Annotated in this window: 26 protein-coding genes and 1 tRNA gene; 16 read left to right on the top strand and 11 right to left on the bottom strand. The window is 61.9% G+C overall.

Features of this window, described 5'->3' with window-relative positions:
- Nucleotides 1-149 precede the first annotated feature (149 nt).
- Together VGU25_14860 and VGU25_14855 are read left to right on the top strand one after the other, a co-directional pair.
- Nucleotides 150-329, top strand: coding sequence for a hypothetical protein (locus VGU25_14860; protein HEV2578482.1), 180 nt, complete (start codon nt 150-152; stop codon nt 327-329).
- A 61-nt stretch (nt 330-390) separates the two neighbouring features.
- The gene (locus tag VGU25_14855) at nt 391-1,446 is read left to right on the top strand and encodes a purine nucleoside permease (protein HEV2578481.1); all 1,056 of its coding nucleotides are present in this window, start codon (nt 391-393) and stop codon (nt 1,444-1,446) included.
- A gap of 26 nt (nt 1,447-1,472) precedes the next feature.
- On the opposite strand, the gene VGU25_14850 is transcribed toward VGU25_14855, so the two are convergent.
- The gene (locus VGU25_14850) at nt 1,473-2,795 is read right to left on the bottom strand and encodes an MFS transporter (GenBank protein HEV2578480.1); all 1,323 of its coding nucleotides are present in this window, start codon (nt 2,793-2,795) and stop codon (nt 1,473-1,475) included.
- 412 nt (nt 2,796-3,207) lie between these two features.
- Here VGU25_14850 and VGU25_14845 point away from each other — a divergent pair, with 412 nt between their 5' ends.
- Together VGU25_14845 and murQ are read left to right on the top strand one after the other, a co-directional pair.
- Nucleotides 3,208-3,447: a hypothetical protein gene (locus tag VGU25_14845; GenBank protein HEV2578479.1), complete on the top strand. Its 240-nt coding sequence runs from the start codon at nt 3,208-3,210 to the stop codon at nt 3,445-3,447.
- A 225-nt stretch (nt 3,448-3,672) separates the two neighbouring features.
- Nucleotides 3,673-4,590 carry an N-acetylmuramic acid 6-phosphate etherase gene (gene murQ, locus VGU25_14840; GenBank protein ID HEV2578478.1) on the top strand — a complete coding sequence of 306 codons (918 nt, stop codon included), beginning with the start codon at nt 3,673-3,675 and terminating at the stop codon, nt 4,588-4,590.
- Here the strand turns inward: murQ and hscA are convergent, their stop codons facing one another.
- Nucleotides 4,591-6,606, bottom strand: coding sequence for a Fe-S protein assembly chaperone HscA (gene hscA, locus VGU25_14835; protein HEV2578477.1), 2,016 nt, complete (start codon nt 6,604-6,606; stop codon nt 4,591-4,593).
- Nucleotides 6,607-6,743: 137 nt separating this feature from the next.
- Here hscA and VGU25_14830 point away from each other — a divergent pair, with 137 nt between their 5' ends.
- A complete protein-coding gene (locus tag VGU25_14830) occupies nt 6,744-7,139 on the top strand; it encodes a RidA family protein (protein ID HEV2578476.1) in 396 nt (131 codons plus the stop codon).
- 77 nt (nt 7,140-7,216) lie between these two features.
- Here the strand turns inward: VGU25_14830 and VGU25_14825 are convergent, their stop codons facing one another.
- The gene (locus VGU25_14825; protein ID HEV2578475.1) at nt 7,217-10,810 is read right to left on the bottom strand and encodes a carboxypeptidase regulatory-like domain-containing protein; all 3,594 of its coding nucleotides are present in this window, start codon (nt 10,808-10,810) and stop codon (nt 7,217-7,219) included.
- Between the two features lie 373 nt (nt 10,811-11,183).
- On the opposite strand from VGU25_14825, the gene msrB reads away from it, so the two are divergent.
- Nucleotides 11,184-11,657 carry a peptide-methionine (R)-S-oxide reductase MsrB gene (gene msrB, locus VGU25_14820; protein HEV2578474.1) on the top strand — a complete coding sequence of 158 codons (474 nt, stop codon included), beginning with the start codon at nt 11,184-11,186 and terminating at the stop codon, nt 11,655-11,657.
- Between the two features lie 67 nt (nt 11,658-11,724).
- Here the strand turns inward: msrB and VGU25_14815 are convergent, their stop codons facing one another.
- The 6 genes from VGU25_14815 to VGU25_14790 form a co-directional block, all read right to left on the bottom strand.
- Nucleotides 11,725-11,937, bottom strand: a complete 213-nt coding sequence (locus VGU25_14815) for a hypothetical protein (protein ID HEV2578473.1) — start codon at nt 11,935-11,937, stop codon at nt 11,725-11,727.
- Between the two features lie 56 nt (nt 11,938-11,993).
- Complete coding sequence (gene rpmB / locus VGU25_14810; GenBank protein HEV2578472.1) at nt 11,994-12,182, bottom strand: 50S ribosomal protein L28; 189 nt, start codon at nt 12,180-12,182, stop codon at nt 11,994-11,996.
- Nucleotides 12,183-12,266: 84 nt separating this feature from the next.
- Nucleotides 12,267-12,343: transfer RNA gene (locus tag VGU25_14805), tRNA-Val, on the bottom strand.
- Between the two features lie 74 nt (nt 12,344-12,417).
- Entirely contained in the window at nt 12,418-13,764 is a 1,347-nt protein-coding gene (locus VGU25_14800; GenBank protein HEV2578471.1) for a sugar porter family MFS transporter, read from the bottom strand.
- 180 nt (nt 13,765-13,944) lie between these two features.
- Nucleotides 13,945-14,544 carry a CDP-alcohol phosphatidyltransferase family protein gene (locus tag VGU25_14795; GenBank protein HEV2578470.1) on the bottom strand — a complete coding sequence of 200 codons (600 nt, stop codon included), beginning with the start codon at nt 14,542-14,544 and terminating at the stop codon, nt 13,945-13,947.
- Between the two features lie 58 nt (nt 14,545-14,602).
- Entirely contained in the window at nt 14,603-15,046 is a 444-nt protein-coding gene (locus tag VGU25_14790) for a GNAT family N-acetyltransferase (protein ID HEV2578469.1), read from the bottom strand.
- 119 nt (nt 15,047-15,165) lie between these two features.
- On the opposite strand from VGU25_14790, the gene VGU25_14785 reads away from it, so the two are divergent.
- Both VGU25_14785 and VGU25_14780 read left to right on the top strand, forming a co-directional pair.
- On the top strand, nt 15,166-15,654 hold the full coding sequence (locus VGU25_14785; GenBank protein ID HEV2578468.1) for an Rrf2 family transcriptional regulator: 489 nt from the start codon (nt 15,166-15,168) through the stop codon (nt 15,652-15,654).
- Nucleotides 15,655-15,696: 42 nt separating this feature from the next.
- The gene (locus VGU25_14780; protein HEV2578467.1) at nt 15,697-16,968 is read left to right on the top strand and encodes an IscS subfamily cysteine desulfurase; all 1,272 of its coding nucleotides are present in this window, start codon (nt 15,697-15,699) and stop codon (nt 16,966-16,968) included.
- 78 nt (nt 16,969-17,046) lie between these two features.
- On the opposite strand, the gene VGU25_14775 is transcribed toward VGU25_14780, so the two are convergent.
- Nucleotides 17,047-18,099, bottom strand: a complete 1,053-nt coding sequence (locus VGU25_14775) for an aldo/keto reductase (protein ID HEV2578466.1) — start codon at nt 18,097-18,099, stop codon at nt 17,047-17,049.
- 213 nt (nt 18,100-18,312) lie between these two features.
- On the opposite strand from VGU25_14775, the gene larE reads away from it, so the two are divergent.
- From larE to larB, 3 genes are all read left to right on the top strand, one after another.
- Entirely contained in the window at nt 18,313-19,158 is an 846-nt protein-coding gene (gene larE, locus VGU25_14770; protein HEV2578465.1) for an ATP-dependent sacrificial sulfur transferase LarE, read from the top strand.
- 71 nt (nt 19,159-19,229) lie between these two features.
- Nucleotides 19,230-20,546, top strand: a complete 1,317-nt coding sequence (gene larC / locus VGU25_14765; GenBank protein ID HEV2578464.1) for a nickel pincer cofactor biosynthesis protein LarC — start codon at nt 19,230-19,232, stop codon at nt 20,544-20,546.
- Complete coding sequence (gene larB / locus VGU25_14760; GenBank protein HEV2578463.1) at nt 20,543-21,298, top strand: nickel pincer cofactor biosynthesis protein LarB; 756 nt, start codon at nt 20,543-20,545, stop codon at nt 21,296-21,298. The genes larC and larB overlap by 4 nt, the downstream gene beginning before the upstream one ends.
- Here the strand turns inward: larB and VGU25_14755 are convergent, their stop codons facing one another.
- Nucleotides 21,299-21,940, bottom strand: a complete 642-nt coding sequence (locus VGU25_14755) for a YceH family protein (protein HEV2578462.1) — start codon at nt 21,938-21,940, stop codon at nt 21,299-21,301. It abuts the gene before it with no gap.
- Nucleotides 21,941-22,004: 64 nt separating this feature from the next.
- On the opposite strand from VGU25_14755, the gene VGU25_14750 reads away from it, so the two are divergent.
- The 5 genes from VGU25_14750 to iscU all read left to right on the top strand — a co-directional run bounded on the left by VGU25_14750 (nt 22,005) and on the right by iscU (nt 25,829).
- Complete coding sequence (locus tag VGU25_14750) at nt 22,005-22,139, top strand: hypothetical protein (protein HEV2578461.1); 135 nt, start codon at nt 22,005-22,007, stop codon at nt 22,137-22,139.
- A gap of 52 nt (nt 22,140-22,191) precedes the next feature.
- Nucleotides 22,192-23,664, top strand: coding sequence for a zinc dependent phospholipase C family protein (locus tag VGU25_14745; GenBank protein ID HEV2578460.1), 1,473 nt, complete (start codon nt 22,192-22,194; stop codon nt 23,662-23,664).
- Nucleotides 23,665-23,778: 114 nt separating this feature from the next.
- The gene (locus VGU25_14740) at nt 23,779-25,005 is read left to right on the top strand and encodes a hypothetical protein (GenBank protein HEV2578459.1); all 1,227 of its coding nucleotides are present in this window, start codon (nt 23,779-23,781) and stop codon (nt 25,003-25,005) included.
- 17 nt (nt 25,006-25,022) lie between these two features.
- Nucleotides 25,023-25,349, top strand: a complete 327-nt coding sequence (locus VGU25_14735; protein ID HEV2578458.1) for a hypothetical protein — start codon at nt 25,023-25,025, stop codon at nt 25,347-25,349.
- Nucleotides 25,350-25,406: 57 nt separating this feature from the next.
- Nucleotides 25,407-25,829 (top strand): Fe-S cluster assembly scaffold IscU, encoded by a 423-nt coding sequence (gene iscU, locus VGU25_14730; protein ID HEV2578457.1) that lies wholly within the window; start codon nt 25,407-25,409, stop codon nt 25,827-25,829.
- The last annotated feature ends 48 nt before the right edge of the window (nt 25,830-25,877 follow it).

The raw sequence follows: 25,877 nt of genomic DNA, 5'->3' as shown, positions 1-25,877 counted from the left end.
GCGCTCGCGGTCTCTGGCCAGACTCGAATCCATCGGGAGTCCTTCCCGCGGCACCTGCGCAGTTTTCTACGCGGATTCAGTATAGCACGGTTCGCTGCACCATCCGCGGTGCAGCACCTAACACCGCCGGGTCACGCATCGAATCACTCATGGAACTCGACCCGCAACTCCAGAAGGCGTTGGACAAGCTCGCGGAAGGCGGCACGAAGATCGGCGAACCAACCACCCTCGGCGACGAGATGGTCATCCCCATCAACGGCGTCCTGCTTACGCCGGCAAAGATCTTCGCCGCCGCGCAGATCGACCCGCACCCCAAGTCCAAACCCTGAAGCCCGCCTCCCCCGCGCTGCTACTCTGGATTTACCCCAGAATCCAGCCTCCGGAGCCCGCATGCGCCTTCTCCGCGCCAGTGTCTTTCTCGCCGTCTTCTTCACCCTCGCCGCACACGCCCAAAAGCCCTGGCCGATCCGCGCCGTCATCGTCACCACCTTCGAGGTCGGCAACGACACCGGCGACGCTCCCGGCGAATTCCAGTTCTGGGTTGAGCGCCAGCACCTCGACGAGGTCCTGCCATTCCCCGGCGGCGTACACGCCCTCCGCACCAACAAAGACCACACCATCCTCGGCATGGTCTCCGGCACCACACTCGTCAACGCCACCGCCAGCATGATGGCCCTCGGCCTCGACCCGCGCTTCGATCTCACCCACGCCTACATCCTCATCAACGGCATCTCCGGCATCGACCCCCACATCGGCTCCATCGGTTCCGCCGCATGGGCGCGCTATGTCATCGGCGACGTCGCCCGCGAGATCGATCCCCGCGAAGCCCCCAAATCCTGGCCCTACGGCATCTTCCCCACCAGCGCCAAACAGCCCAACCCGCCCTCCATCCAGGACCCCGTCTGGCACCGCTCCAATCTCTTCACGCTCAATCAAAGCCTCGTCCAGTGGGCCTACGACCAGACCCGCTCCCTCAAGCTCCCCGATGACCCCGCCGTCGCCGCCTTCCGCGCCGAGTACACCGACACGCCCGCCGCCCAGCGCCCGCCCTTCGTCCTCCTCGGCGACACCTTCGCCTCCGATTACTACTGGCACGGCACCATCATGACCACCTACGCCGAAGATTGGGTCCGCCTCTGGACCAACGGCCGCGGCGTCTTCGCCACCACCGAGATGGAAGACTCCGGCTTCCTCAACGCCATCGACCGCCTCGACGACATGCACCGCCTCGACCGCAACCGCGTCCTCGTCCTCCGCACCGGCAGCAACTACTCCATGGAGCGCCCCGGCCACGACGCCGTCGAGTCCGTCAGCACGCCCTACATCGGCAAAAACCTCGCACTCGAGTCCGCGTACCTCGTCGGCTCAACCGTGCTGCACAACCTGCTCACCAACTGGTCCACCACCCGCAACCACATCCCGAGCGGCGTTCTTACTAACCACTAACTACTAACGACTAACCACTCTTCCTTCTACCCCACCGGCTCCGCCGCGCTCAGCTCCTGCTCCAGCGCAATCAGGTGGTCCGCGTCCAGCTTGTCGGCTCTCCGCAGAGCCGGGAAGAACACCGCCCACAGCCCTGTGATCGCCATGCTCGCCACGCCGCCGAACACCACTGCCCTCACAGCGCCCCACCAGTGAGCCGTCAATCCGCTCTCATACTCGCCCAGCTCATTACTCGCCCCCAGGAACAGCCAGTTCACGCTCGACACCCTGCCCCGCATCTCATGCGGCGTCGCCAGCTGCAAGATGCTCCCCCGCACCACCACGCTGATCATGTCGCTAGCGCCCACCACCAGCAGCGCTGCGCAGCTCAGCCAGATATTCCGGCTCAGCCCGAACACCACCGTCGCCACGCCAAAGATCCCCACACACACCAGCATCTTCTTCCCTGCATTCCGCCTCATCGGGCGGGTCAGCAGCGTCATCGACACCGCCAGCGCCCCCAGGCTCGGCATCGCCCGCAGCAGACCCAGCCCATGCGGCCCGGCGTGCAGAATCTGGTCCGCAAAAATCGGCAGCAGGCTCACCGCCCCGCCCAGCAGCACCGCAAACAGATCCAGTGAGATCGACCCCAGCAGCAGCCGCGTGCGCATCACGTACCGCAACCCCGCCGCCATCGTGCTCAGCGAGAAGCCGCGCTTCTCCGCCGCTCCCTGCGGCCGGATCATCCCAATCAGCCCCAGGTACAGCACAATGCAGCCCAGCGTGAACACATAAACCACCGGCGCGCCCTGCCAGCGCACCCATCGCGTCCCAGCCAGCGACACCGTGAACAAGATCCCGCCAAACATCGGCCCCGTCGCCGTCGCAATCTGAAAGATCGCCGACCCCCACGTAACCGCATTCACAAAGTGCTCCTTCGGCACCAGCATCGGCACCAGCGCCGCCGACGCCGGCCCGCTGAAACACCTTCCCAGCCCAATCAGCAGCAGCGCGCCATAAATCCACCACACCGAGCTCACGCCATGCATTGTCATCCGCAGCAGCCACAGCGTCGCGCCAAACTGCGCTACATAGCACGTCAGCAGCACCGTCCGCCGATCGAACAAATCCGCCACATGCCCCGCCGGCAGCGTAAAGAACAGCCCCGGCAGAAACAGCGCCAGCCCGGTATACCCCAGCGCCAGCGCCGAGTGCGTCATCTGATAGATCTGCCACGCCACCCCAACGGCCTGCGCCTCCGCCCCCAGGATCCCCACCAGCCGCGCAGCCGAATAGAACCGGAAGTCACGATGCTGCCACGCCACCGCCGCCGTAGCACCAGCAGCCCGCCGCTTCTTCCGCTCACTCATCTCCCTCTATGCTGACACAGTCCTCCGGTCCTCCGCGGACGGCGAAACGCGCTCCGCGCCAATTGCTTTTCCGTCGCTGTTGCTTCCCTTTCTGCCATCGCCTTTCTTTCTGTCATCCCCGTAGGGGATCTGCTTCTGTCTTTGCCTTTGCCCTTGCCTTTGCTCTTGCCCTTGCCTGCCTTTCTTTCTGTCATCCCCGCAAGGGATCTGCTTTTCGCCCGGATCACCCCGCCATAATCTTCAGTCACCACACCGGAAGGGGCACGGCTTCAGCCGTGCCGTAACCCATCCTGATAACCACGGGGCTTTAGCCCCTGAGGTCCACTCGATTACCGCCAATTTCCAGCCCCTCAACATGACACTGCCTTCACCTTGCCTCTTCCACGCATCAATCTAGACTGGTGGACCGCACATGGAAGAGCATTTGAACGATCTCGCCGCCTATCTACATAGCCGTTTCGAGGGAATTGAAGTTATAGAAGGCGATTTCGAGGTCTCCCTTGGACACGTCTGTGACCAGTTTGGCGGATGTGCCCAATGCAAAGGCCTTATGGTCGCGCGCGAGATGAATGCGCAAGGCGAGCAGGTCGGCCCTACGCGACTCTTTCTCTGTTCGCACTGGTGCCATAACAACAACATGAGCAAGCAATAGAGGCCAAAATCGCCCCGGCACGAGGCTGGGCCGCCTGCCCCGAAAATGGTGCAATTCAACCTAAGCCATTGATTCCATATACTTTATTTTCTAAAGTATCTGGAATCAATACTTTGACAAAAAAGTCCACGCCTAAGTTCCCTCTTCTGAAGACTTTGCGCAAAAACAGGGGGGAGGGGGGTCCCCAGCGAGCGACCTCGCCCGGGCACGAGGTACCCTCTCAAAATGGCATCTCCCAACACCGCCGCCCTCGGCCAGCTCCTCACCGAATCCCGCAACCCGCGCTCCGAGAATCTCGACCAGCTCTCCACCCTGGACATGCTCCGCGTCATCAATGACGAGGACGCCACCGTCGCCGCCGCCGTCCGCGCCGAGCTCCCCAACATCGCCCGTGCGGTAGACGAGATCGCAGCCCGCTTCCAGCGAGGCGGCCGCCTCTTCTACATCGGCGCCGGCACCAGCGGCCGCCTCGGCGTCCTCGACGCCAGCGAGTGCCCTCCCACCTTCTCCGTCCCCTCTGACCTTGTCCAGGGTCTCATCGCTGGCGGCGACAGCGCGCTGCGGCTCTCCAGCGAGCACTCCGAGGACTCGCCGGACCTCGGCGCCCAGGACCTCGCCGCAGCCGGCTTCGCCTCCGACAACCACCCCGACACCCTCGTCGGCATCGCCGCCTCCGGCCGCACCCCCTACGTCCTCGGCGCCATGGACTACGCCCGCCAGCGCGGAGCGCTCACCATCGGCCTGAGCTGCGTCCCCAACTCCGCCCTCGCCCAGGCGGCCGAGATCGCCATCACCCCCGCCACCGGCCCCGAAGTCCTCACCGGCTCCACTCGCATGAAGGCTGGAACCGCGACAAAACTTGTTCTCAACATGCTCTCGACAGGAGTAATGGTCCGCACGGGAGCAACGTTTGGCAACCTGATGGTTAACGTCCGTCCGACCAACGCGAAGCTCGTCGACCGCGCCGAACGCATCATCTCCGACGCGACAGGAGTCGATCGCGAGACTGCCTCACAGTTATTGAAGGACTCCGGCGATGACGTCAAGACTGCGATTGTGATGGCCCGACTTCACCTCGATGCGAGCGCCGCGCGTGCGAAGCTCGCTGCCGCGAATGGTGTCCTCGGCCAAGCGTTGAAGTAGTCAGTGCTCTTCGGACTCGCCTGGCGTCTCTGGGTTCGCCTCCGCAGCCTCAATCACATTCGGCTTCGAATCCTGAATCTCTGCTTTCGCGAATGGATGCGGTGCGCTAGGGCCTTGCCCCATCGACTCTCCCGCGGAGTTCATCGTCTTGCCCTGCAGCGCGCCCGAGACCGCTGAATCCATCATGATCTCCGCAAAGCGGCGTGTCTTCTTATCAAGCTGCTCGATGGCCTTCCGGATGATCTTGTAATCACCGCCGCGGATGGAAGCCTCCACTTCTTTAGCCGCAGCCTCAATCTCCTCATGCTCGACCGAGGTAAGCTGCTGCCACGCAGGTGATTCCTTACCCTTGTCCACGGCGTCCAGAATCGTCTGCGCTTCGTTCGTGGCTTCGATCACCTGCCGCGCTGTGATGTCCGCTTCAGCCATATCAAAGCTCTCCAGGATCATCGACTCTACCTGCTCATCGGTGAGCCCGTAGGTTGGCTTCACTTCGACCTGCGCCTCTTTGCCGCTGCGCTGCTCGCGCGCGCTGACCTGCAGGATGCCGTTGGCATCGATCAGGAACTTCACCTCGATGCGCGGCAGACCCGCAACCATCGGCGGAATTCCTTTCAGGTCAAAACGAGCCAGCGAGCGGCAGTCCTTGGCGAGCTCGCGCTCGCCCTGGACCACGTGAATCGCAACGTTCGTCTGTCCATCGACGCCGGTGGTGAAGTGCTCCGTCGCACTCGCAGGAATGGTCGAGTTGCGCTGAATGATCTTCGCCACGACGCCGCCGAGCGCCTCGATGCCGAGCGAGAGCGGCGTGACGTCGAGCAGCAGCAGGTCGTCGGTGGCAGAGCTTGCTTCGCCGGAGAGAATCTGTGCCTGGACGGCCGCGCCAAGCGCGACAACTTCGTCAGGGTTCAACTCAGTGTGCAGCTTCTTGCTGCGCGATTCGAGATCGAAGAGTTTCGTGACCAGTGCGCGCACGGCGGGAATGCGCGTGGAGCCGCCGACCATCACAACTTCATCGATCTGCTCCTGAGCGAGACCCGAATCCTTGAGTGCCTGCTTCACCGGACCGGCCGTGCGCTCGATCACCGGCGCAATCAACTGCTCGAACTGCTCGCGCGTAATCTCGCGCAGATACTGTTTGCCGCCGGCGAGCTCTACCTGCAGCCGCGCGGACGGATTTGCGGAGAGCGCAATCTTGGCGTCGATCACTGCCTTGCGCAGCGCCTGAATGGCTTCCGGCTGCGTGCTCACGTCAATGCCGAGGTCGCCGCGAATGTCGTCGATGGCGACGCCAAGCAGCAGGTGATCGATGTCGTCGCCGCCGAGGTGCGTGTCGCCGCCAGTGGCGACGACCTCGAAGATGCCTTCATGCAGCTTGAGGATGGAGATGTCGAACGTGCCGCCGCCGAAGTCGTACACGGCAATGATGCCGTCCTTGCCGCCGTGCAGCTTGTCGAGACCGTACGCGAGCGCGGCGGCTGTCGGTTCGTTCACGAGGCGAAGTACATCCAGGCCCGCAATCCGCCCCGCGTCCTTCGTCGCCTGTCGCTGCGCGTCGTTGAAGTAGGCAGGAACGGTGATCACAGCTTTCGTGACCGGAGCGCCGAAGAAGCGTTCGGCGTTGCGCTTGAGCTGGAGAAGGACGTAAGCGGAGATTTCAGGAGGCGTGAGAGTGAGACCGCCGACGTCCAGCTTGAGTACCTCGCCGGGCTTGAGACCTTCCGCCATATGGAATGGGAAGAGTTTGAGCTCGGGCTGGACGTCTTCGAGGTCGCGGCCCATGAGGCGCTTGACCGAGTAGACCGCGTTCGCCGGCTGCTTGAGCAGCACATCACGCGCCGCGTTGCCGACGGCGAAGCCTTCCTTCGTCTCCTGATCGAAAGCGACGACGCTGGGGACGATCGCGGCGCCATCGTCGCCGGGGATGACCTGCGGCGTGTCGCCCTGCATGTAGGCGACGAGCGAGTTGGTTGTGCCAAGGTCAATGCCGACGACGCGCTGCTGTTGTTCTGCCACGAGGCTCCTCTTCACGGCGCGCACGGACTACAAAGCGCGCCATCCTCTATTTTCCACTATCAGGAGTGGGATGCATTCGGGGCTGAAGCGTCGCTCAGGGTTGCGTGCACAGCGGGTGCTCGCCGACAATCCGGCCTATGCCTATCGATAAGACTGCAATTGCCACCAAGGATGCCCCGGCCGCGATCGGGCCGTATACCCAGGCGGTTCGCTCCGGCGACCTCGTATTCACCTCGGGACAGATTCCGCTGGATCCTGCGACGGGCCAGATGATCTCTGGCGGGATTACGGAGCAGACGGAACGAGTCGTCGCGAACCTGCGCGGCGTGCTGGCGGCCGCGGGTTTGAGTTTTGCAAACGTGGTGAAGACGACGGTGTTCCTGAAAAGCATGAGCGACTTCGCCGCCATGAACGAGGTTTACGCGCGCGCATTCGCGGGTGATGGAATCGTTGCGCCGGCGCGCTCGACCGTGCAGGTTGCAGCGCTGCCGAAGGACGCACTGGTGGAGATTGAGTGCATCGCAAAGGTCTGAGTGCCGCGGCTCAGGCCTAAAAGAAAATGCGGCAGACGAGGGGAGTCGTCTGCCGCGTCTGGGATGTGGGGATTCAGCTAGAACAAAATGCGGCCGCCAACCTGGATGACGCGGTTGCCGAAGCTGCCGCCAGGATACGAGGTCGTGATCTGTCCGAAGGTGGATGAGTTCAAGGTTCCGTTCGGAGGCGGCAGATTGGTGAGGTTGAAGACGTTGGTCGCCTCTCCGCGGATCTGGAAGGTGACGCGCTCCCAGATAGGAAAGTCGCGGAAGATGGACGCATCGATGTCACGACGCCCTGGAGCATCGAGCGAGTTCTGACGAACGGTTCCGTCTGAACCGGCCGGACCAGCGCCATCCTGCGGGCAGGCGTTGATGCCATTGAGAGCCGTATTGAATACGCAGAATTGAGATGGGCTGACCCAGTTGTGAATCATTGCGACGCGGGAATGGCCATTGTCGGTGACCGACGCGCGGGTCAAGCCAGGAACCAGGTTGGGACGATCGTTCGTCACGCCGTCACCGTTGTTGTCGGAGCCGGTGGTGATGTTGAACGGAACGCCGCTCTGGATGCGGATGATCGATGTGAAGGTCCAATCGTTCACAATCAGCCGCTCCGCCCGGTGGTTGAAGTTGTAGTGCGGCTTCCACACGATGGACGCGGCCACGACGTGACGCTGATCGTAGTCGGAACGCTGCCGGTCAAGCCAGTGATTGTGGTTGTCCTCTGGTTCGGTACCAGTGCTGTTGCCGGTGTTGCCGGAGGTGTCGAGATCGAGGCTCTGCAGCGCCTTGGACCAGACGTAAAAGCCCTGGGCACTGAACCCCGCTGCAAGCCGCTTCTGGATCGTCACCTGCAGCGAGTTGTAGTTGGCGCTCTCCGACGATTGGATCTGCGAGATCGTCGAGAAGATCGGATTGGATGCAGAGGCTGTCGATGTGGCGGCGTAAGCCTTCGCGTTATACGGGCGGCGGTTGTTCGCGGTTGAGCTGGTGTCCGCGTACGCGCAGGCTTGTGTTGTATCCGTGCAGCTTGCCGCCGCGGCGCCGCTGGAGGTGACATTGAACTGCGGATAATTAGCGTCCCACTCGGTAGGAAGCTTGCGAGAGAAGGCCCCGACATAGCTGCCGGAGAAGGCGAAGCCTCCGCCGAGCTGCTGCTGGAATCCGAAGTTGACCTGGTAGCTGACCGGCCAGCGGAAGTTCGGATCAACGGGAATGATGGCCGCCGGAGTGACGACATACTGCGGGTTCTTGGGGTTGTAGATGAACGGATAGGGCGAATGTCCTACGCCGCCGGCGATGCAGGTGGGATCGCCATTGCAGAAGTCCTTCGGGTCCGTCGCGTAGGGGTTGGAGACGTGGATGACGTTGTTGAACGTGGGACGCCCGGAGAACGGCTCACCATTCGAGGGATACGTGAAGAGATTGCCGCCGACCGATCCGTAGAAGAGACCAGCCGCAGCATGAATGACGGTGTGGCCGTTCGGATAGGGCGTCCACGCGAGTCCTACGCGTGGCGAGATGTGGTTGTAGCGGGTGTTGACGCCACCGGCGGGGACGCCGGGATCGCCTGGGAAGAGAACACCCTTCGGTCCGTTCGGCGCTACGGTCGACTGCGCTCCGGGAACGAAATTCATCGTGCGGCGGAGGGTGTCGGTCGGGGTGGTCTGGATGTCATAGCGAACGCCAAGGTTCAGCGTGAGGTTGGAAAATGCGCGCCAGTCGTCCTGCAGGAACAGGCCGTAGTTGAAGTAGTTCGCGTTGGCGTATACCGGAACGTCCTGCTCCATCGAGTTCGGGCTGCCGAAGAGGAAGTCGGTGATGGCTGCGGACGAGTGGTTGGTTGTGTTGGTGTGGGCCGTGAAGCTGAAGACGCCGTAGTCGTTCAGCGACGTCTGCTGCGCATCGTTCTCACGATCCGCTTCACCGCCGTAGTAAAGAGTGTGCTTGCCGTGCGTGCTGCTCACGACGTCGCGGATGGCGTAGAGGTTGGTGCCGGTGACCGGGCCGGAGATGGCGTTGCCCGCGGTAAACCAACCGCTCACACCCAGCTGCGGACGAGAGCAGCCGAGCGCCGCCGGCACGCCGCAAATAGTGCCGTTCGGAATCTGCTCCGCGAAGGTAGAGCCATAGTTTGCGAGGCTCTCCGAGGGTGAGGGCACGCGGCCACCGATGAGCCGGGTGTAGTTCAGTGCCAGCTGGTTCACGGTTGAATTGCTGATCGTCCAGACGTGCTGGATGTTCGCCTCGTGCTGGGCGAAGTTGTAGTTATGCACCACCCAGCCGAGCACGTTGTTGCCTGAGGGGTTCACGATGAAGTCGCCGGTCTCGTGGAAGTAACTGAACGTCAGCCGCTGTTTCGCGGTCATCTGGTAGTCACCCTTGTAGAGCTGCTCGTCGGTCTTCTGGCTGTAGGGGCTGAGCTGGTTGATCGTTCCACTGCTGCCGGCAGTCGGGATCAGGTTGGCCTTCATGATCGCCATGATGGACGGATCGAAGGTCGAGGGATCGCAGACGTTCGGCTGGTTGTTGAAATCGCACCAGGCCGAGGCCTTGGGGAGATACGGGTTGCAGGCCCAGAACTGCGTGGATGACTGCGCCGCGATGGTGCATTTAACGTTGTTGGCAACTTGCGAGGAGGCAGCCGTGGGGATGTTGGCTGTGAAGTTGCCCTGCACCATTGCCGCGCTGGGAACGATCGGATTGAAGATGTTGTCGGTGATGAAGCGGAATCCGGCATAGCTGCCGAAGAAGAAGAGCTTGTCGCGCTTGACCGGGCCGCCGACGGTGAAACCGAAGCGGTGCTGATTGTAGGGCGTCTTCACTGCGGTGGCGCGCGTAGTCGCGTTGAAGTTGCGGTCGCGGTAGAACTCGAAGACGGAGCCGTGGAAGTCGTTGGTGCCGGACTTGGTGAGAACGGTGACGACGCCGGCGGAGTTGCGGCCGTACTGCGCAGAGAAGTTGTTGGTGTCGACGCGGAACTCGCGGATGGCGTCAGGATTGGGCAGCGGGTTGCCGGTGTTGCGCACGCCGGTCATGTTGGAGCCGCCGTCGAGATAGTAAGAGACCTGACCGACGCCGGAGTCTGAGGAGCCGTTGATCTTGACGTGCTGCTCGGGGTAGCCGAGCGGATTGATCACGCCACCGTTGCCGCCAATGCCGGAGTTGTTGTTGTTCTGTACGCCGGGCGTGAGGTCGAGCAGCGTGTAAACGTTGCGGTCAACGAGCGGAAGATTGTCGATCTCGACGTTCGAGACCGTGCGGCCGAGAGTGGAGTTGCCGGTGTTCAGCAGCGGGACTTCGGCCGTAACCTCGACGGTCGTGGATTCGCCGCCGACCGGAAGCTGGAGGTCGACATGCGCCTCTTCCGTGACGGTCAGGGTGATGCCGGTGCGCTCGAGCGTCTTGAAACCCTGCGCCGAGACGCTGAGCTTGTACGGCCCGACAGGAAGAAAGTCGGCGCGGTAAGAGCCGTCGCTCTCGGTCTTGAGGGTGCGGGTGGTCTGGGTGTCGGTCTGGGTGATGACGACGGTCGCGCCGGGTACGGCTGCGCCTGTCGTATCTGTCACGATGCCGAACATTGTTGCGGTTGAAAGCTGCCCGTGCGCGGCGAGTCCCGAAATGGCAACCGCGATGATAAGCATGAGCGAACGCAGGAATCTGCTCACTGTGGTCCTCCTCGAAAAGAAAAACAAAGCGCTGCAGGGTGCCTAGATCGTTACCGTGACGTTTCTATGTTTCCCTGATAGCGCGCCAACATTACTCTGGCCGATTTACTTTTGGCAACCCGTTTTTCCCATTTTTCGGGCCATTCGTTTGGACTCCGAACGTTATAGACTACGTGGATTTCAAGGTAAATCGCTTGTCTTCTAGGATTTACCTCTATAGAAGCCAGCCTAAATGCCTCTGGAAAACTTTCCACCACGTAGATCGTTTGAAGTTCGAATCTTGACGGAAGAGGAGCTTTGAAAGGCTTCTTGGGGGGCGCGCGGGACTCGGGAGCGCCGGTGGAGTCATAATTGACAGCAAAGGAGATCGACCATGCCAGAGATCCCCGCAGCAGGACCACTGAGTGATGCGGCGACAGCAAAAGATGAGCCCAAAGCTCGTGAGAGTGCACAGAAGCAAAAGGTGCAGATCAGCGAAGACGAGTGGCGGAAGCGCCTGACTCCCGAGCAATTTCACGTTCTTCGCGAGAAGGGCACGGAACGCGCGTTTACAGGTGCGCTGGTGAACAACCATGCGGACGGGATCTATCACTGCGCGGCGTGCAATGCTCCGCTGTTCAAGTCGGAGACGAAATTTGAATCCGGGTCGGGCTGGCCGAGCTTCTTCGAGCCGGTTTCCGCGGATGCCGTGGAACTGCACGACGATTCCAGTTACGGAATGCGGCGGATCGAGGTGACATGCGCGACCTGCGGATCGCACCTGGGACACCTGTTTCCGGACGGTCCCAAGCCGACCGGGCAGCGCTACTGCATCAATTCCGCGTCACTCGATTTTGAGAACAAGTGAGAGACCACGGACGAACAGCAGAAAACCCTCGCGTCGGCGAGGGTTTTCTGCAGGAAGTGCGATTCGGTTATGTCGCGGCGGGTGTCTTGTGAGGGACCCGGGCGCGCTCATCCCGCTCCTGGTCGACTTCGAGAAGAGCGCGAGTCTCTTCAAGGGTAAGCGTCGCTCCGTCGACGATGAACTCGTAGTCGCCGGCATTATCCGGGACCTTGATGACGCCCTCGACTGTGTGTCCGCGTTTCCTGAGGGACTGAACGAGCAGTTCCGTATCCACCGACATTCTGCGCAACCTCACTCGTGAGATGTGTTCGCGCCGATTGTAAATGCCGGGACCGGTTAACCCTTAACGATCTTGCCGGCCTTGATGCAGCTTGTGCAGACGCGAACCCGCTTCGCAACCCCGTTTGTAAGTGCCTTTACCGTCTGCAGGTTAGGATTCCACCGACGCCGCGTCACGTTGTGCGCGTGCGAGATGTTGTTCCCGAACTGCGGCCCCTTGCCGCAAAACTCACATACCTGTGCCATAACAATCTCCAGAACAGCCAAACTTGTGTCGCAAACTCTAACCGAACTCCCCGAGGCCCCGTGGGACGACTCAAAAGGGAAGAATGGTAGGCACGATTGGATTCGAACCAACGACCTCTACCGTGTCAAGGTAGCGCTCTAACCAACTGAGCTACGCGCCTAAAATGCGTACACCGTAGTGTACCGTGGCCGGGGCCGCAGCGGCAACCCTGAACCGCGCTAATGCAGTCCCGCGCTAATGCAGTCCCAGGTGCTGGCTCATGCTTTCAAGGCTTTGCCCCTTGGTTTCCGGGTAGATCATGAGGACGACGAAGAACTCCACCACCATCATCGCCGCAAAGAACCAGAACGGCGCGGCCCGATTGTAGGCGGCGATGACCGGGAAAACGGTCGCGATCGCCGCATTCATCACCCAGTGAGAGCTGGAGCCGAGGCCCTGACCCTTGGAGCGGACGTTGGTCGGGAAGACCTCGCTGAGGTACACCCAGATGACCGCGCCCTGCGAGATGGCGAAGAAGACGATGAAGCCGATGAGCAGCGGTAGCAACAGGCTTTGATGGGAGTTCGAGGTATAGACCAGCGCTACGCCGATGAGGCAGACCGCATCGCCTAGGGCGCCAATCAACAGCAGGGTCTTGCGGCCGAGCTTGTCGATCAGGGCGATGCCTATGAATGTCGCACCGAGGTTCGCCGCGCCGATGATGACTGCCTGCACGTTGGCGCTCATGGCGCTGAAGCCTGCGGCGCGGAAGATGTCGTTGAGGTAGTAGAGAATCGCGTTGATGCCGGAGAGCTGATTGAAGAAACCGATGGAGATGGCGAGGAAGATGAGCAGCTTATATCGGCTGACGAAGAGGTGATCGTGGGCGGCGCCGCTCTCGGCCTCGAGGGATTTTCGGATGGCGTCGACCTCGGCCTCGGAGTCGGGCGAGCCCATCTGGAACAGGATGCGCTGCGCCTCCTCAAACCGGCTCTGCGAGACCAGCCAGCGAGAGCTCTGCGGAACGGTGAGCAGCAGCACCAGGAACAGCACGGCAGGAAGCACGCCTACCCCGAACTCCCAGCGCCACTGAATATCCAGTGCAGGGACAAAGTGCGCGACGATCGCGTTCGAGAGGTAGGCAAGCAGGATGCCGATCACGATGTTGATCTGAAAGAGACCGACCAGGCGGCCGCGCCACTTCGCCGGCGCGAGTTCGGCGATGTAAACGGGGCCGAGGACAGACGAGCCGCCGATGCCCAGGCCACCGAGGGCACGGAACGCGAGGAGGCTCCACCAGGGGCCGGCGAACGCACAGCCGACGGCGGAGATGACGTAAAGCAGCCCCATCCAGCGCAGGGCGCTGCGGCTGCCGATCCGCTGCCCGAAAGGTCCGGCGAGCATCGCGCCAGCCACCGTGCCGTACAGCGCGATGGCGACGGTGAAGCCCTTCTGGGCTTCCGAGAGTGCGTAGTGAATCTGGAGAGCGTGCGTCGTGCCGGCGATGACGGCCGTGTCAAAGCCGAAGAGCAGACCACCGAGCGCTCCTGTCAGTGCACTTCGTACCAGCAGCCACAAAGCGCGGCTCTGCCCATTTGACATGTGTCGTCTCCCCAAAACTCCTGCAATACAGTACAGCGATGAGCGCCACTTCCATGCGTTCGGGACTGCAGAGAACGCCGCTAGAGGACACTATCCAAGTTCTGGCATGTTCGCATACCAGAGCGCGGGTTGTCCCGTATGAGACCGGTTTCTCCGAAGGTTCCCGGTGTGACCGGGCGTTCACGAAGGCTGCGCCTGAGATTGAGTGTCTCCCTGGTTCTGCACTTTGCGCAGCGTGATCCAGGCATATTGCGCGGCGGAGAGCGGCGCGACAATGGCGATGGTTCGCAACAGCCAGCCGGTCAGTGGGCCGAGATGCCAGCCGGTGACGACCTTCGCAGTCATCACGAGAAGCACGGTGAGAATCTGGAGGCAGGTGTTGGCCTTGCCGAGCCACGTCGGGCTGAAGTCGCGAAGGATGTTCGTGACGTAGAGCAGCGTGGAGATGAGCAGAATGCCGAGATCGCGGCTGAAGACGAGCACCGTAACGTAGCGCGGGATGACGCCGACGTGCGTGAGCACAAGGAAGAGCGTGCTGAGCAGAGCCTTGTCGGCGATGGGATCGAGGAACTGGCCGAGGGTGGTCCGCTGTTTGAGAGCGCGCGCCAGCAGGCCGTCGAGTCCGTCCGAGAGGCCGGCGAGCCAGAGGAGCAGGAAGGCGATCTTCCAGTGCGCGTCCAGGATCTCGATGACGAGAAACGGCACGGTGAAGAGCCGCAGCATCGTGAGGAGGTTGGGCGCAGAGCGGACTTGTCGAAGATCGGTCACAGGGTCGGCCACAGGTGCGCTTTTGCATGGTATCTGATTCCGGCTCTTCAGGATGCGCGGGTTCACACGATCAGGGCGCCAGCGTCTTCTCGAAGACCATCGAGAGCTTCACCTGGCGATAGCCGTCGCGCAGGTAAAAGCGGTGCGCGGCTTCGCGTGTGCTGCGAGAGGTGACGCGAATCTGGTTGACTCCCTGCTCCAGCGTCCAGCGTTCCGCCTCCTCGCACAGTCGGCGGCCGATGCCCGCGCCCCGGAGCGCCTCTTTGACGACAAGACCACCGATAAGCCCGGACGGGTCGGATTGAAGATGGTGCGCAAGCGATACCTCGACCCAGCCGACGACCTCGCCATTGACCTCCGCGATGAAGGCCGCCCGGTCCGTTCGTCCGTCAAGCTGTTGCACCCAATCACAAATCTGCTCTGCGGTGCGCGCGTAGCCGAGCTGCGCCGCGAGCTGGGCTGCGGCGGCGGAGTCCTTCGGGCGAATCGGCCTGATGTGCACGTCATCCTTCATCTGCTGGCTCCTTGAGGCGCGGAATTGCGACCCCGTTGGTCTTGCTTCGCTCGACAACGCGCCGTACACTAAGAATGGCCCAAAATCCACGCATCGTCAGCGATTTGGCCATACCGAACATGCTGCGCCTGACCAAAAAAGCGGACTACGGCCTGATGGCCCTGAAGTACCTGGCTGAGCAGGCGGAGCCAGAGGTGCGCGGCCGGCTGGCGCACTCCGCCAGTGCCTCGGCCAAGGCGATTGCCGAGGCGTATCACATTCCACCGCAACTGCTGGCCAAGATTCTGCAGACGCTGACGCGGGCAGGCATTCTGGTTTCCACGGCCGGGACAAACGGAGGATACTCGCTGGGCCGCCCGGCATCGGAGATTAACGCCTTCGAGGTCATTCGCGCCATCGACGGTCCATTGTTTATTACCAGTTGCATAACGATTCACGGCACCTGCGACCTGCACGGCACCTGCACCATCAAAGAGCCGCTGCGCAAGGTCAACGACTCGATCAAGGACATGCTGAGCGGACTCAGCATCGCCGATCTCGTCGAGCCGGCAGACACATCTTTGCCGCCCGCACCGGTTGCAGGCGGCCTTGTCACTATCGCGATTTAAGCTTTTCAACGGATTACGGATCTGGAATCAGGAGTACACATCATGGCTGAGACCCTCGGAATGAACGTCACCCACACCAGCGAGACGCTGCCCCCGGGCGTGAAGCTGCCCATCTACATGGACAACCACGCGACCACGCCGCTCGACCCGCGCGTACTCGAGGCCATGATGCCGTACCTCACGGGCATCTTCGGCAACGCGGCCAGCCGCAACCACAGCTTCGGCTGGGAGGCTGAGGCCGCCGTCGAAAAGGCGCGCGAACAGGTGGCCAAACTCATCGGCGCCACTGCCAAGGAGATCATCTTCACCTCCGGCGCGACGGAGTCGAACAATCTCGCGATCAAGGGCATCGCGGAGATGTACCGCGAGCGCGGCAACCACATCATCACCCAGGTGACGGAGCACAAAGCCGTGCTCGACACCTGCAAGAAGCTCGAGAAAAACGGCTACCGCGTGACCTATCTGCCTGTTCAGGCGGATGGTCTGATCGACATCGAAGACCTGCGGCGCGCGATCGACGACAAAACCATCCTCGTCTCGATCATGTACGCGAATAACGAGATCGGCGTGATTCAGCCGATCCGTGAGATCGGCAAGCTGTGCCATGAGAAGGGCGTGCTGTTCCACACGGACGGCGTGCAGGCTGTGGGCAAGATTCCGGTCAACGTGATCGACGACAACATCGACGTCATGAGCCTCTCGGGTCATAAGATCTATGGACCGAAGGGTGTCGGCGCGCTGTATGTTCGCCGCCGCAATCCGCGCGTGCAGATCGCCGAGCAGCAGAACGGCGGCGGCCACGAGCGCGGCATGCGTTCGGGCACGCTGAACGTGCCGGGCATCGCCGGCCTGGGCAAGGCTTGCGAGATCTGCGGTGAGGAAATGGCCGCCGAGGCAGAGCGCGAGAAGGAGCTTCGCGACTACCTGCGCAAGAAGCTGGAGACTGCGATTGACTACACGCAGGTGAACGGCAACATGGAGCATCATCTGCCCGGCAACCTGAACATGAGCTTCATCTATGTTGAGGGCGAGAGCCTGTTGATGGGCATCAATGACATCGCGGTATCGTCCGGCTCTGCCTGCACCTCGGCGACGCTCGAGCCCAGCTACGTCCTCAAAGCGCTTGGCCTTGGCGATGACGTCGCGCACAGCTCTATCCGGTTCGGCATTGGCCGCTTCAACACCAAGGCCGAGATCGATTACGTTGCCGACAAGCTGATCAACGTGGTGCAGCACCTGCGCCAGCTCTCGCCGCTGTACGAGATGGTCAAGGAAGGCATCGACCTCACGAAGATCGAGTGGGCCGCGCACTAGTTTCCAATTCACATACAAGGAAAGCCCACCGTTCGCGGTGGGTTTTTTCTCGTCCTTAGCGAGCGCCGATCCCGTTGATTATCGTTCCATCAGCCGGAAGAACAACGCCTGTTTCGCGACGGGCTCAACCTTTGCTTCCAATTCGTCCATCTGGGCTTGGCTCAAAGGCGTAAAGGCTCGCGCTAATTCGGCGCACTCCTCTACCTGTTCCACTGAATCGCACCCGATGATCGCGGTGCTGATTGGCAGCGACAGGTTGTAGAAGAACGTCTCCTGCTTGGTCAGCGTTCCCGGGGTTGTCGCAATCGCGCCGCGTCCCTCCCAAGACCGCTTCTGCACTTCCACGGGCGGCGGGGTCCAGCTCGAAAGGATGCGACCGCGCGCCATCACCTTCATCCCGATAATGCCCATTTGCTTTTCAACCGCCATGGGCAGCAGGTCTTTTTCAAACGGGTAGTAGTACTTGTCTGCGGCATTCACCGCCATCAGAATTGTGTCGAATGGGAAGCGCCGTATGGACTCCATCAGCGCCTCCGGCCGAAATCTTCCGGTCACGCCGAGATGCCGCACCATCTTCTGATCATGGGCCTGCATCAACGCTTCAATGGCTCCGCCCTTGCCAAAGATCTGGTCAACATCCTCCTGAATCCCTACATCATGCAGTTGCCAGGTATCGATGTGATCTGTGTCCAGCAGCTTGAGCGAGACCTCAAGATTCTTGAGCGCTGCGTCGCGCGTTCGTTCCTTTGTCTTGCTCGCTATGAAGACCTGGTCGCGAGCGCCCTTGAGTCCTTTGCCCAAATACTGCTCGCTCCACCGCTCCGGGCCGCCATAGATCGCCGATGTGTCGAAGTAGTTCACTCCTAACTCGAGAGCGCGTTGAATCATCGGCAGGGCCACAGCTTCGTTGTTGGGCTTTTCCAGCGCACCCTGCCCACCCATGCCGAAGATCGTGCAGCGAAACCCCGTTTTGCCAAGGTTGCGCGTCGGCATCAGGTCTTGAACTGGCTTCGCCGCCCGTGCTGAACCCCCTTCGCCTGCCGCAGACGAAGCGATCACGCCCGTCGCAATCGCCGCTCCGGACTTCAAGAAACTTCGCCGACTATTCAGCGGTGCATCCTTCTGCTTCATCCACATTGCTCCAGAGCTGCCGGCGCGAGTGTATGCTTCCGTGTGCTGGACGGTCAATGAATAACGTTTGTCTTGGAACAAAATGGAGTCGGGAATGCACCGCTCGGGAGCGGAAAAACGTGCTCACCGTCCACGTCCTCACGAACGGCAACATGAATTTCGCCTACTTTGACTTCAAACCAGTCCACTGACGAGAATCAAAGCTGGAACCACATGACCACAATCTCCCCGCCGGAACTTACGCAGAAGCACACAGTGCTTCTCGACCGCCTCGCCTCGCTGGACTCACTGCTCGTCGCTTACTCCGGAGGAACCGACTCCGCGTATCTGGCGTTTGTTGCGCATCAGGTTCTCGGCACACGGATGCTCGCGGTGATCGCGGACTCAGCTTCGCTGCCGCGCGCAGAGTTGGCGGCGGCGCTCGCGTTTGCGAAAGAGCACTCGATTCCGGTCGAGACGCTTGTGACCAACGAGCTCGCGAATCCCGACTACCAGCGCAATGACGCGCAGCGTTGCTTCCACTGCAAGGACGAGTTGTTTACGCAGATGGAGCGGCTCCGGGCTGCACGCGGCTTTACGCACATTGCGTATGGCCGCAACCTCGATGACGATGGCGACTTCCGGCCCGGTCAGCGCGCGGCCGTGATGCACCACGCGATCGCTCCGCTGGCTGAAGCTGGACTTCGCAAGGCGGAGATCCGCACGCTCGCTCGCGCCGCAGGCCTTTCGCTCGCGGATAAGCCTGCGTCTGCCTGCCTCAGCTCGCGCATCGAGTACGGTCGCGCGGTCACTGCGCAGGCGCTTGCGCAGGTGGAGGCTGCAGAGGCGGCACTGCATGCGCTTGGGTTTACGCAGCTCCGCGTGCGTCATCACGGTGAGCTGGCGCGAATTGAGCTGACCAGGGACGAGCTTCCGCGGGCGTTCTCGCTCGACATGTTCGAGCGCATCAGCAGCGAGCTTCGCGCACTCGGCTTCCGGTACATCACGCTTGATCTTGAAGGCTTCCGCTCCGGATCGATGAATGCGCTCCTGCCGGTTTCTGCAATCGGCACGCGCTGAGGCGCAACGCACACTGAGCAAAGCTGGCAAACTGGAGATGGCTGCCTTGTTGCGGCGTCAAACGGAGTTTCATGCGTCTCGCTTATCTTGAATGCTTTGCCGGCGCGTCCGGCGATATGTTTCTTGGGGCACTGATCGACGTAGGCGTTCCTGCGTCCGTGCTTGAAGGTGCCGTTGACGCGCTCAACATCGGCGCGTCGCTCAGGATCGAAAAGGTTGATCGCAGCGGCATAACCGCGACGAAGGTCCACGTGCTGGAGCACGGTCATGTCATAGAAGAGGCGCACGAGGACTCGCAGTTGCCGGAGCAACATACGCACAGCCATTCGCACGCGCCAACGACGCAGCATCTGCATAAGGGCGGCCATCATCATCACGAAGAGCACACGCATTCGCAGGAGCACACGCATGGCCGATCGCTCCGGCAGATTCGAGCGTTGATCTCCGCGGCCCCGCTCGATGGCCGCGTGCGCGAGCTGGCAGTGCGCGCCTTCGATCTGCTAGGTGCTGCGGAGGCGAAGATTCACAACGTCCCTGTCGACGAGATTCACTTCCACGAGGTGGGCGGCGTTGATGCGATCGTGGACATCGTCGCGTGCTGCGCTGGAATTGTGCACCTCAACATCGGCCGCTGGCACTCGTCCGCTCTCAATGTTGGTGGAGGCATGGTCGATTGCGCGCATGGCCGCTTTCCAGTTCCCGCACCGGCTGCGGCCGAGTTGCTGCGGGGGTTGCCGACCTACTCCGCGCACGTGGAGAAGGAGCTGCTGACACCCACGGGAGCAGCGCTTTTGCGTGTTCTGGAGCCGACGTTTGCCCCTCAGCCAGCGATGCGTGTCGACCGAATCGGTTACGGCGCAGGCACGCGCAATCCGGCCGGATTCCCCAACGTGCTGCGACTCACAATCGGCGAAAGTTATGCCGATCATCAGGCACACCAGACCGACGAGGTCATCGTGCTTGAGACTGCGCTGGATGACTGTTCGCCGCAGATTCTTGCCTTCGTTGCCGAGCGTGCCCTCGCACTCGGCGCACTCGACGTGATGCTTGCGCCAGTGCAGATGAAGAAGGGCAGGCCGGGGACGCTGCTGACGGTGCTGTGCGCACCTGGCAGCGAGTCGACGGTTGCTGATCTGATCTTTCGCGAGACATCGACCCTCGGAATTCGCACGCGCCGCGAATCGCGCCTGATTCTCCAGCGGGAAATCATCACGGTAGAAACCCCGTTCGGCCCCATCCGTGTGAAGCGAGCAACAACAACTGACGGCGAGGCACGAAACCTTGCACCCGAGTTCGAAGACTGCCGTGCCGCAGCCGATCGCACAGGTGTTCCCGTGAAAGAGGTGCTGCGGGCCGCACTCGCCGCTGCCACAGCGAAGCAAGCATGACGCGCTCATCGATCCTCGAGCTTCTCGCGCAGGTGGAGAGGGGCGAGCTCACAACGCGTGACGCTGCCGACCGCCTCGCGAGGTTGCCGTTCGAAGACATCGGGCACACGCGCATCGATCATCACCGAAGTCTGCGGTCGGGACTTCCGGAGGTCATCTACGCTCGCGGCAAATCGCCGGAGCAGACGGCGGCTATCTTCGAGAGGCTGGCCGCGTCGGGCGTGAATGTGCTCGCAACGCACGCTGACGAAGCGACTGCGCACCTCGTCCTTGCGGCACATCCCGAGGCGCAGTATCACTCCGTCGCGAAGCTGCTGGCCCTTCGGCAATCAAAGGCCGAAGACGGTCGCGGTCACATCGCCGTCGTGTGCGCGGGGACAAGCGATCTTCCGGTCGCCGAGGAGGCTGCAATCGCTGCAGAGACTTTTGGCGGGCGTGTTTCGCGGTTCTATGACGTTGGCGTCGCCGGTCTGCACCGTCTGCTGGCCGTCAATGAGAGTCTTCGCGAAGCGAATGTGGTGATCGTATGCGCGGGCATGGAGGGCGCACTGCCCTCTGTGGTCGGCGGGCTGGTTGCTGTCCCGGTGATCGCGGTACCAACGTCGGTCGGGTACGGAGCCAGCTTCGGCGGCGCGGCGGCGCTGCTGGGAATGCTGAACTCCTGCAGCCCGAATGTGACGGTGGTCAACATCGATAACGGCTTCGGCGCGGCATACGTCGCAACGCTCATCGCGCGCGCGGCGGCACGGTAGTTACCCGGGCGACGCCTGGCTCGTGCCTTCGAGCGCACGCACGCGCTCTTCAAGCGCTTGCACCAACTGCTCCAGCTCACCGATTCGGCGTTGTAAATCGCTCGCCGGGGCGGCCATTGGGACAGCACCTACACCAGCAGCGCTGTGAGCTTCCACCTCGCCGCTCAGCCGGTGAATCCAGCGGCTCTCGCGTGCGCCCGGCTGGCGTGCGAGCTGCACAACCAGTGGCTCCTCGCGCGCGGCAAGGCGATCGAGCACTGCAGTAACCGCAGCCACGTCATCAAACGTGTACATGCGTTCGGCGCGGGCGCGCAGCTCGGCAGCCGTCTGCGGGCCGCGCAGCAAAAGCAGTCCGAGGACAGCAGTCTCCGGCCGGCCGAGCCCGAGCTTCCCGTACGCCAGGTGTTCGAACTTGGAGACCCTGGAATCGGCCTGAACCCGCACCAACCCGAGCTGCTCCAACTCAAACAGCGCCGTACGGGCATCCGCTTCGCTCAGCTCCATGACCGGGTCACGACTGGACTTCTGGTTGCACGCGTTCACCAGCGCATTCAGGCTCAGCGGGTAGTACTCCGGCGTCGTGATTCCCTTTTCAATCAGCGCGCCCAGAACGCGCACCTCGGCAGCAGTCAGCGTCAACATCTTCTTTATGCTAACGAAAGCAGGCCCCGGATGCGCTACTATGGCAGGCGCTGACGGAGGGCGTATGAAAGACCGCTTCCGGGAAAAAGCAAGACAGCAACTCAAGGTTCGACGGAATATCCCGGCGCACATCGCCTTCTGGGCGTTCGTTGTGCTGCTTCTCTATGTGTTCTGGAAGGCTTTTTCGGGCGGCTCCTGATCATAAACGCCGCGGAGACATGCTCCTGGCGAGCTTCAGGCATCACACGGCTATGCGTCTTCGCCTGCAAGTTGCGGTCACGCTGCTGCTTTGTTTTCTTAGCATCAGTTCCCGGGCCTTCGGCTATTCGGTGCTCACACACGAGCAGCTCATCGATCTCACCTGGAACACATCCATCGTTCCGCTCCTGCTCAGCCGGTATCCCACTCTCACCCCCGACGAGCTCGAGCACGCCCGCGCCTATGCCTATGGCGGATGCGTCATCCAGGACATCGGCTACTACCCGTTCGGCGACAAGAATTTTTCGAACCTGACGCACTACGTCCGCTCCGGCGACTTCATCGTGAATTTGTTCCGGAACGCCGGCAATGCTGACGAGCTGGCGTTCGCAGTCGGCGCACTCTCGCATTACATCGGCGACAGCGTCGGCCACTCACAGGCTACGAATCTGGCTGTTCCCGTAGAGTTTCCCAAACTCCGCAGACGCTATGGCAATGTCGTGAACTATGCCGAAGGCGAGCATCAGCACGTCCAGACCGAGTTTGCCTTTGACATCGACGAGATCGCAAATCACCGCTTTGCTCCGGTGACTTACCTGCGTCACGTCGGTCTCGAGGTCCCGACACGACAGCTCGCGCTGGCCTTCTACCAGACCTATGGTCTTCGCGAAGACTTCACGCAGACGCGCCACCATCGCGTGAACGTGAGCGCCTATCGCTGGGCTGTGCACCGCTTCATTCCTCGAGTCGCTTACGCAACAACACTGCTGCATCGCCATCATGAGCCAGCCGAGGTGGATTCTGATCCCGACGTCCAGCGGCTCATGGCCGAAGTGAAGGCAGTCGAGCAACAGAACCATTGGGACGAGTACCGCAAGCATGCCGGCCCCCTCACGTACACGCTCGCCGGCCTCATCTTCATCGTGCCGAAGTTTGGGCCTCTGAAGCTCACCGCCGTCAAAGGGCCGACATCACAAACGGAGCTGGATTACGTGCACTCAGTGATCCGGTCGACAGATGCGCTCAACCACGCTCTTCGGCGGTTCACTCCTCCACCGTCCACCAAGCCGTCAGCACAAGAGGCCGCATCCGCAGACACGCACGCGCTTCCGCCGCCAACCGATCCGCTGCCGGCGAAGCCCGGTTCGTCGCAAGCTGTGCCGCGTGGTTCAATCGACCCGCACCATCCGCTGCTCAACCGCGATCTCGATACCGGCAATCCCGTGAAGCCGGCTGGATATCCGCTCACCGACCAGACCTACGCCTATCTTCTCCACGGTCTGACGCAAACACCGACGGACCCTGTTCCCCCCGGTATTAAGGAAGACATCCTGGCCTACTACGCGGACCTCTCACTTCCCTTCGCCACGAAGAAGGATCCCGCCGCCTGGGCTGCCGTACAGCGCGACCTTGCCACATTGCAGACCATGCCGACAAGCCCGTGGGCGGTTCCGTATGCGACATACGGCGACGGTTCCAGCGATGATGTCCCACCGCCGGCCGCCGCAAATAGCGACACAAAGTAGCTGGCTGCTTCGCCCCCCTCAATCCAGCACCCCAAATTTTTCTTCGACGCAGCGTCCTTGCCGCGATATGATTCCCCGTCACCCGGCCCAATCCTGCTCCGTTCCGGAGAATCCATGCGACTTCCGTTCGCTTCCGCGCTCGTCTGCGCTCTTTTCGTTTTGCCGGCCGCCGGCTGTAAGACCTCCTCCACTGCAGCCGCCACGGCGCCCTCTTCTGCGCCGTCCGCCGCATCGCAGCCAACCCAGTCTGCCATCCCCTCGACCACCACGACGGCGACGGTCACTGACCCCTCGATGAACAACGAGACCGCCTTCACCGTGACCATCCCTTCCGGCTGGAAGCTCGACGGCACGGTGACGACGAACCCGTGCAACAACATTCCGTCTCCGGTCTTCCGTGCCTACGCCTCCGACGGCCTCACCGAGCTCCGCCTCATGCCGATCTTCGGCTGGCGCTGGAGCAAGGCGGCTCCACCCCCCGGCGCGAACCGTGGCTGTCTCCCGCTTCCCGGCCCGATGTCGGCCGCCCAGTTCGCGCAGTACTTCGTCGGCACCATTCAGGGCGGCGTCCACATCATCGGTCCCATGCCCGTCTCAGCGCTGGTTCAGCAGGCCGCGCAGAAGTACGCCGACAACATGAACGCCGGCAACGCGCGTCTGATGCCCGCGCTGCAGGCCCACAACACCGGAGACACCGCAGCGCTTCACTTCCAGACCGTCAACGGTTCCTTTGTCATCGACCAGCGCGTACTCGTCCGGCTGCAATGCGGCACGCGTGATTCCGGCCCCCTTGCAGGAGGCGGCTGCATCGCCTTCACAGAGGTGCTCCGCGCCCCGCAAGGGAAGCTTGACCAGCTCATCCAGCTCGTCGACAGCACGAACATGCCGAAGGTCACGCCCGATCCGCAATGGTTCTCGGCCGTCCTGCAACGCCAGCAGCGACAGGGTCAGGCCATGCTGTCTGCACTCGCCCGCCAGGAGCAGCAGGAGAGCAGCATGCTTCATCAGCAATTCGAGCAGAGTATGCAAAGAATGCAGGCCAATCACGAGGCCTTCATGCAGCAGCAGGAAGCCAGCTTCCACAGCTCGATGAACAACGCGAACGCCGCCATGAACGCCCGATCCACGGCAGCCTCCGACTGGGTCGACTACGCGCTCGATCAACAAACCGTCACCGGCGCCGGCGGCACGGTCAAGGTCTCGAACGCCTACGGCACAACGTGGTCCAACGGGCAGGGGCAGTGGTATCAGACCAACGACGTCAACAGCAATCCCAATGGCGTGCTCAAGGGCACGTGGACGCAGGACACCAAGGTCCACGGCAACGGCCAGCCCTACTGAGGGCCCAGGATCTTGCAATGGCATGGGTTCTCTTCGCGCTTCTGCAGATCGTCTTCATGGCTCACGGCATCCGCCAGGAACGGGCGGCGGGCCTCTGGAGCTGGTCCAAGTTCTTCTTCGCGTTCGCCTTCGGCCTGGCGGAAACAGCCGCCCTGGTAGTGCCTCTTACTTTTGTCGACCCGCACGGCCCGCACGCCCGCTACTTCGTCCCGGTCCTGGTCGTCGCCTCGACCGTCGCGGCGCTCAACTTCATTTGGTTCATCATCATCTGCCGCCGCTGGAAGCTGCCCAACGGCGAAACCAGCCTCCAGGCGTATCACGACGAACATCCCAAACAGCCATAAATCACCCTTTCGCACCGAAACAGTCCGAGTTATCATCTAAAGGACAGGAGTTTTCCCATGGCATATAGCGACAAGGTTGTTGACCACTACGAGCACCCCCGAAATGTGGGCACCCTCGATAAGAACTCCGCCGAGGTCGGCACCGGCCTGGTCGGCGCCCCCGAGTGCGGCGACGTCATGCGCCTCCAGATCAAGGTGAACCCCGAGACCCAGGTCATCGAGGACGCGAAGTTCAAGACCTTCGGCTGCGGCTCGGCCATCGCCTCCAGCTCGCTCGCCACCGAGTGGGTCAAGGGCAAGACCGTGGAAGACGCGCTCAAGATCTCGAACACCGACATCGTCAAGGAGCTCTCGCTTCCGCCGGTGAAGATTCATTGCTCGGTGCTGGCCGAAGACGCCATCCGCGCCGCGATCGGCGACTGGAAGAAGAAGAACCAGGTCGCCGAAGCTACCCCGGCTGCTGCGGTCGCCGCGAACTAAGTTGCACACCTCCAAGAGCCGGCGAGTCTCTGCGCTCCGCCGGCTTTT

It is taken from the genome of Acidobacteriaceae bacterium (assembly GCA_035944135.1).
GTDB lineage: Bacteria > Acidobacteriota > Terriglobia > Terriglobales > Acidobacteriaceae > Granulicella.
Note: the sequence above shows the minus strand (reverse complement) of the source record. Positions and strands in the feature narration are given on the sequence as shown.